Genomic DNA, 8,241 nt, shown 5'->3' with positions numbered 1-8,241 from the left:
GATCATCAATGACTGGGGGCACACGATCATGCCCAAGAACCGGACCGGCCCACCATCCATCCTGCCGGATATCTGGTGTACTTATAAGCTAACGGGGTCAGCTGGTTTTGCGCTGCACCCGCAGATCGAGGAGCGGTTGCGCCCAGACACCAAGCGCATCACCAAGCAGTTCGCAAGTGTTTATGATGACACGGACTTTGCCGAATGGTGCCAGCAGCACGACATCAACACCGTGACGATCACCGGTTACATGACCAACAACTGCGTACTCGGGACGGCCGAAGGCGCTGAGCCCCACGGCATGAGTGCCGAAGTGCTTTCGGATGCGACCGGCGCGATTCATATTTCCAATGAGATCGGTGACGTGCCCGCCCAGCGCGTGCACGAGACCATCATGACGATTCTGCACTCAAACTTCGCAGCAGTCACAACCACCGAAGCATAGAAACAGGCCATCACCGATGGCAGCGCCACACCAATGAGCAACCTCGTCGAGTCCGCGCTGCAAGGCAAAGCATCGCAGAGCTAGCCGGCAGCTGGGTTACTCGACTTCGGTAAACCCACTATTCAAGAGCAGCTGGCGGCTCTCTTCCAGACTGACGTAATCAGCCACGTCCATGTTGTCTGATGCCTCATAGCCGGGCAGTTCGGCGAGGTCGCTCGGATCGGCCACACTGTAGTCAATGACGAGTTCTTCCACCGCGGAAGTTTCGCCATATTCCATGGTCTGCTCATAGCCGGGAACATCTTGAGCTTGAGCGAGCATCGGGTCAAAGTACTCGCGCGCTTCCTCTTCACCACTGAAGCCAGATGCCGCGTAGTCGATCTCGTTTCGGGTGGTCTGTTTCACGACCTGATCTCCCTTGCGCCCACGATGCCCCAGCGTGTCCTGTTGGATCCGTTGTCGGGCCTTGTCCACGGCTTGACCGGCCAGTGTGACGACATGGAAGGGGTCCATCACGGTGGTGGCTTCTGGCAGGGTTTCAGCAGCTGCGGTTTTATAGCCGGTGAACCCATCCATGGCCACGATTTCGACTGCGGCCCGGAAGGCGCTGGTCTGAGCCTCGAGCCAGGTGATGAAGGTTTGTTTGGATCGGCCCGGGACCATGGCCAGCAACCGTGCAGGTCCGGTGCCATCTGCCACCGGGGTCAGATCGATGACCACGGTGACATACCGGTTGCCCCACCGGGTGTGGCGCCACACATGCTCGTCGACGCCCAATACTCGTACCCCATTGAGTCGGTTGGGATCAGCAATGAGTAACCGCCGGCCAGTCTCCAGGACAGCGTCGTTGGCGGTGTGCCAGGAGACCCCAAGGTTCTCAGCTACCCGGGCGATGGCTAAGCGGTCGATGACCACCGATTTCAACGCCCACAACGCGGCGGGATAGGACAGTTTCTCGCCAGGGGCGACCACACTGGAGGTATCTTGCTGCCAGACACAAGCGCATGCATCACACCGGTAGCGGCGTTACCGTAGATGCAGCTGGGTTGGTCGCCACCCCACGGGCACGTGGGTGACTTTCCGGACCAGACTGCCTCGAGCCCGGGCCTGGGCCCCGCAGTGGCGACAGAATTGATCGGTGTCGACTACGCGACACTCCAAAGCCGCCGACTCAGCGGTGACGTGTTGACCGGTGATGGTCACCCCGTAATTCTTCAGCATGCAAAAGGCATCAAAATCTGGGCGCAAGAAGGTAGGCTGGCACACGTCGAGGTCTTTCTTTGCGATGGCTAGTTTCGTCACTTCCATCATCGAAAGATCTCGACACTTTTAACCCTTCAACACACCCCAATCACAAAACCGATCTACACCCAAAATTCCGAAGAGCCAATTAACGAGCAACCAGGGTGCGACACAGCATCTTCAAGATATCAACAGTCAGTGCCTGGCGTTGTTATGCAGACCTCAACGGGTTTTCATACACATAGGCGTGCTTCTGCCGGTAGCAGGTGCAGGTTCGGTCGGTCATTGATCCGGTGGCGCATGAAAATGCTCGGCGTCGCCATATCTCACGATTACGATTTGTACGTCCTAGGCGGTTGCACGAGTCTTTGCAGCCGTTCGAGCTCTTGGGGGTGGGCTTCATAGAATGCTTGATGATTTTCATAGACATCGGAAGCAAACATATTGCGATGCGCCTGGGCGGTATCTTCCCATTCTGGGTCATCGACGTTGACGGCTTGAATCTTAAATCGGCGATGTTGAAGTTCTTCGAGCAATTGAATGTAGACCAACGAGTAATCAAACCGGTTATAGTCAACATTGACTTTCGTATCCCCTGCGTAGAGCTTATATCGCTGGTTTCCCACATCAAATCGATCGATGTCTTCAAACCGGACCTGTCGGTAAAACAGTTTGCCGAATCGTGTCCAAACTTTTTCATGGTCCACACCAAACCGCCGGAAAAGCCCCTGCGTTAACAGCGTGTAACAGGCCAAGGTAATGAGCCCCGGAATGATCACCGAAAAGACATCATCGCTAGAGCCCTGAACATACTCACTGATCGGAAAATACATCGTGGCAGTCATGATCACACTCAACGGCAACCCTAGAGACACTAGAATCTTTGCTTGCGAAAACACCCGAGGATCCTCAGGGCGCTCGCTCATCTTGCGCAACTTGCGCTGCACAGAACCGCTCGCGGCCCCAGCAGCAAACGCCGCACCGCGACCAAGCTGAACTGGTTCAACCATGGGCTTTACTAACCTCCCTGATGGATATGTAAGCTCGGGAAACTCTGATGAAGACCCGATCCAACGTTGGTCAACCCAGAATTGAAGGTATCGGCAGTTCGATCTTGCGATGTCACGCCACCATGAACATGATCTTGCATTTGCCATCCAACATAGTTCGTCAAGGAATCCGTTGCCATATTCGTACCGACATCGCGACTGAATGCGCCAAGACCGTTCGAAGTCGGCATGTCGTTTGATATTCTGAAGCCGCCGGTGCCAAAGTTCATCGTACCGGTGAGAGTTGACTTAAAGAGACCTTCTCCGTTGGCTACGATGAGCCCTTCCACGCTAAAGTCCTTGTTCGAATCGGTTGCAACATCGGTCAGATAGCTTGCGTTGGCGGTCGTCATAGTTGAGACAGTATCTCCGGCAACGCTGCGCACGAGGTTATCTACCTGCATATTTTGGCTGGTGCGGGCCTCGATGCGGGCCGCAGCAGCCAGTTTCGTGTTGCCGTTTAACATGGCGGTGAAGCCATTGCCCGCCCGACTGACCGTACTTTGACTAGCGTGCGTCGCAGCTGCAGTTCGTACGCTGGAGGATTGTCGCAACAACAGTGAGCTCGTCAGGTTCGAGGCTCCGGCTCCCAGACCACCCATCGCACCGCCAATAAGGGTTTCTTTACCGACGGTTGCCCAATCAACACTACCGTTGGAATATTTCTGCGTGCCGGTTGAAACCCCACCGGAGATGAGCGCACCAGAGATCATGGCAGCTCCCAGTGGTCCACCAACGCCGGTGGCCATCACCCCAACTCCCACCGCAATCGCGGCACCGGCAGCGACGTATTCCCAGTTATTGGACCACCAGTCGCCGACTGCACCCGCTGCATTCGCCAATGGTCCCTGCAGGCTCTCCGAGTAGGCTTGGAGTTCAGCATCGGTGACCGGTGCTAATCCGTGTGGGTCGATGGCATGTAATGGGTCGTTGCCCGCATACGAATACGGATTCGCCGACCAGCCCGCACCGACCGGCGGCGCTAACGGGTCAACCGACAAGAACCCACGAGCTACCGGATCATAAGCGCGAGCGCCCATCCATTCCAGCCCAGCAACCTGGACCCCACCATCGGCAGTCAGGCCAAGACCACCAGGCAGGCCACCGCTGGCACCAGACGCCGCAGCCAACACCTGCCACGGATCGTCCGTCGCAGTGGCACGAGCCGCACGCCAACCAGAAGGTTCCCACTGGTTTCCTACACCGGTTAGCCCAGCTGGACCTTGAAACACCGGGGTAGCTTCAACCCCGATGAGGTTTGGCGTCCCGGCTGCAATATCCCACTGCAACCCAGTGCCATCAACTTCAGCCAGCTCGCCGAGCGCGTTAACCCACAGATCCGTCCGGTGTTGTCCCTCAGCGTCCTGGTCGATAATCTTGGCTAACCAGCCGCGGGCATCCCACGAATAATGCGTAGTACCTTCGGTGCTGGCGGCGCGGACTCGCCGACCCTGGCCATCGTAGTGATAGTCGACCTGGGTGCCATCGGGTTCAGTGACGGTCACCAACTGACCGGCGGCATCGTAATCCAGTGCGCGCTGGCCTGCCGGTGTTGCCTCATTGACCAGGCGCCCGCCCAGGTCATAGGTCCAGGAGCATGTCCCAGCGGCACTTTTGGCGTGGGTCAGTTGACAGGCGTTGTCGTAGAGGTATTCGGTGATGCCATCGGGGCCATCCAATTGGACGATCCGGCCGGAGTCATCCCGGGTAATGCGGGTCACCGATACTCCCGAAGGATCGGTGCGCGTGTGAACGGCTGAGAACCCATCCACGTGTTCCCACGTTTGGATTTGATTCCCGGCTCGTGCCTCGCGAATGCGCCCGGCAGCATCATAGGCCAGCTGGATGTCGCCCAGTGTAGAGTGGCTGATCTGGCTGATCCGACCGGTCATATCGCGCTGGTACTCGGTGCGTGCACCATCGGCATCCACCAGCGCTGTGCGTCTGCCGTCGGCATCGTAATCCCACTGCGTGGTGCGCGCCTGACCATCGATGGCGGTGACACGTTCAATGAGCTGCCCGAGGCGACTGTAGGTCAGTGTGTGGGTGACCTCGTGGTCATCGTGCGTATAGTCGGCGATAGTTGTTGTTCGTGAGCGAGCATCAGGTGCCAGCTGGACGATCCAGCACCCGTTGACCTTCATCCCCGTCTCGCGGCCGGCCTCGTCGTGGGTCCATTCTGTGATGTTGCCATCTGGATCGGTCTGCGACAGCTGGCGACCAGCAGCATCATAGATTGCGGTGGTGGCTCGGCCCAAAGGGTCAGTCGAGGAAGCGAGATGATCCAAGTGCGTATAGGTGCGCTTAGTCACGCCACCGGTCGGGTCAATGATCTTGACCATCCGACCGCGCTGGTCGTATTCATACCGAGTGACGCCGCCGACACCGTTGACAACTTTAATCAACTGCCCTGCGGCATCGTACCCGAACGTTCGCTGGCCGTAGCGAGAATCTTGAGCGCCAACGATACGCCCGAGTTTGTCATACCGGTAGCGGGCTGCCCCAACGCCGGGAATGGTTTCTCGAGTCACACGGCCAGCGGCGTCGTAGTCGATCGTGGTGACGTCGCCGGCCGGGTTCGTTCGAGCGATGACACGCGATGCGGCGTCATAGGTCAGGGTGGTACGCGCCCCGGTGTGGTCGGTGGCTGCTACCGGCCGGCCGCATGCATCGTATTCATATCGGGTCCTTTGGCCGCTTGGTGTGGTCAGTGTGGTAATGCGTCCGGCGAGGTCGCGTTCGAGTTTGGTCAGTCCGCCATCTGCGTCGACCAATTCGACTGGGCGACCGCAAGCATCGTAGGTGATGAGTTCTTCGGTGCCATCGGTTTGTGCCACGCGGATGGGCCGCCCGTATTCGTCGGCATCAACCGTGGTGTGCTCAAAAGCGTTGCGTATCGTGGCGATACCGTCGGTCCGCGATCGGGTGACATCGTTGCGCACTCCGGTTGGATCCACCATGGCGGCTAGTTGACCGTTGACGTCGTAATCGCGACTCCACACGCCGTCGGCAGGGTCAATAATTTCACGCAGTCGCGATAGCGCATCGTGGGTGAAGCCCCATTCAGCGCCGTCGGGCAGGAGAACTTTTGCGATGTTGCCGAATTCATCAAAGTCTTTGGTGATTGTTCGGCCCAGCGGGTCCGTGGTGGTCACCAGTTCGCCGTGGACGCCATAGCCGAGTTCGGTTCGAGCACCGTAGGGATCGATGATCGTGGTCAGCTTGCCACCGGCACCGTGTTCGAACCGCCAGATCGCACCGTCTGGCTCCTGGCGGGCGACGAGCAGGCCGATGTCGTCATAATGGTAGTGAGTGGTCGCGCCCATGGGGGTGATTGCTTCGACTACACGCCCGGCCTGATCGCGCACCATCCGCGCAGTGTCACCGACGGCGTTGGTCACAGCGATCAGCTCACCGTGGCTGTCGTAGCGAAACGCCAGGCGGACACCTTCTGGGTCCACGACCGCCAAAAGCAGGCCGTTATCCCAGGTCAATTCGGTGCGGCCGCCTTCTGGGTCGGTGATCACCGCGGGGTTACGGTCAGTATCGTTGGCGTATTCATATTCGACGACTCCACCAGAAGCCGTCACCACGGTGGTCACACGATCGGCGTCGTCATAACCATAGGTAATATCCGCGCCCTCGGGAGTGACAGTACGGGAAATGCGGCCGCGATTATCGTAGACATGCACGGTCACCTGACCGTCACGGTCCGTGGAGGAGACGATATTGCCCTGTGGGTCATAGGCCATCGATTGGCGACGACCATCAGCATCAATAATGCCAACGACGCGGCCTTTGCGGTCAGAGATCCAGGTGTTGGCACCGGTCCCGTCGTCCGTAGACACCGAAGTGACCCGGCCGCGCAGATAGGCAAACCGCACACTACGGCCATACGGGGTCAGTTGGCGGGTCACCCTGCCGTGGTCGTCGTAAAAGTTTTCGGCCTCAACCACACCATCGGCAGCGACCACCTGATCGACCAGACCGGCCTCGTTCCACCGGTAGGTCCGGGTACCCACAGCATCCGTGACACCGATCAATCGACGCTGTTCGTCGTAGAGATATTGGATGCGCCGACCGTCCGAAGCACTAAGGCTTGCCACACGATCGTCAACATAGTCGATATCAATGAATCGGCCACGTTCATGACTCAAGCGCAGGATCTGCCCAGCGTCATCGCGGACGACATTCACCGCAGTGCCTGGGCCATGCCCGGTACCTAACCAGGCGCCAGCAAGACTAAACGCCCACCAGCCACCGGCATTATCGGTTACTAGCCGCACCCTATCTATCGCCACATGATGATCAATGGCGGTGAGTTCTGCGGCGGGACGTTCGGTGAGCCAGAAATTTTCGCCGACCGCGCGATCCCAGCCGGTACCGGCGCGTGGGAAGTCGATCTGACGACCATCGGCCATGACAAAGCTCGCACCTTCGTCACCGATTTCTAAGCGAGTGTCCACGATGGACGACCAGCCCGGGCCAAATACCCCGGTACGGTCATCCAGGGAGTTATACATGCGATTGAACGCCAGCGAAGCGGCAGCACCGGCAAACTGGAGGTCATGTTCGGGTTCTAAGAAGTTTCCGGTTGCCGTGTTGACCGGGTCATCAGCAAACCCGGTGGTGGGAGGTGTACCGATTGCTGAAAACGGTTCGATCGTAAAATCATCGCGGTGCGCATCAACGCCAGCAGATGCCAGGGCTGCAGCAATCGACGCATCGGCGATCGTCGTCACATCGGAATTATCGGCGTCTTCGAATGCGGCCGCCACTTCGCCGGCCCAGTCCGCGTCTTGGCTGTTTGCTTCGAACCAGTCACGCAATGCCGAGACGAGGGACTGTGCACTCAAGGTGCCCCATCGACCGTTACAGAACGACTCATACGCGTTGAGTGCTGATTCGAAATTGCTGAAGTTCGTGGCCAGTGCATCATCAAGATTTTGGATGCCGGTCTGAAAACTCCGCAAATCTTCGGGTCTGGCCGACGACGTTGACGATCCCCCGCCGGGAACGCGCACCTCGCGTCCCTGCACATTGACTTCTTCAGCGGTTAGTCGCGGTTCAGGTTCTGGGTCGGGCGGTTTTGGATCATCGCCAAAACCGAGGAAGGAAGTGAAGTCATGCCACCCGGCACGAAAAGCATTACTTTCGCGAGCTTGCTGGCGCTCTTCCCAGGCACGGGCTTCTTCGCGACGTTGATCCTCAGCTTCGGCGGCATCTTTGAGCTCTGCAACGAAGCCTGCCAGGCTACTCAATGAGGACGAGAGCGCTTCCCGGCTCCGTGACGCGACATCGGCATTGCTTGAGAAGACTTCCGAAAAGTAGCCGCGAAATTCGTCCATAGCCGTCGAGGCGTACGATGCACGCGAACCACTTTGGCCGTCAAGAGCCGAAGCCAATGTCTCGGCGTTCGATTTTAACGTGTCAGCTGCCGCATAGTTATAGCGCGTTGGTTCGTTGCCGTCGATACCCGACATAGTTGTTCTCGCCTTCTCAATT

At 58.3% G+C, this 8,241-nt stretch carries 3 protein-coding genes and 1 pseudogene; 1 reads left to right on the top strand and 3 read right to left on the bottom strand.

The window, feature by feature from the left end; translation table 11 throughout:
- Window positions 1–445, top strand: a 445-nt coding sequence (locus tag ACYVJT_RS13530; protein ID WP_499418472.1) for a cysteine hydrolase family protein, incomplete at its 5' end; no start/stop codon positions are given.
- A gap of 96 nt (window positions 446–541) precedes the next feature.
- On the opposite strand, the pseudogene ACYVJT_RS13525 reads toward ACYVJT_RS13530, so the two are convergent.
- The 3 genes and pseudogenes from ACYVJT_RS13525 to ACYVJT_RS13515 all read right to left on the bottom strand — a co-directional run bounded on the left by ACYVJT_RS13525 (window position 542) and on the right by ACYVJT_RS13515 (window position 8,219).
- Window positions 542–1,711 (bottom strand): annotated as a pseudogene (locus ACYVJT_RS13525) (ISL3 family transposase).
- Window positions 1,712–2,019: 308 nt separating this feature from the next.
- Window positions 2,020–2,697 (bottom strand): hypothetical protein, encoded by a 678-nt coding sequence (locus ACYVJT_RS13520; protein WP_343957762.1) that lies wholly within the window; start codon window positions 2,695–2,697, stop codon window positions 2,020–2,022.
- Window positions 2,698–2,705: 8 nt separating this feature from the next.
- Window positions 2,706–8,219 (bottom strand): DUF6531 domain-containing protein, encoded by a 5,514-nt coding sequence (locus ACYVJT_RS13515; RefSeq protein ID WP_343957760.1) that lies wholly within the window; start codon window positions 8,217–8,219, stop codon window positions 2,706–2,708.
- Window positions 8,220–8,241: the final 22 nt, after the last annotated feature.

It is taken from the genome of Yaniella soli, assembly GCF_054782375.1.
This window is presented reverse-complemented; position numbering and strand designations above follow the sequence as displayed.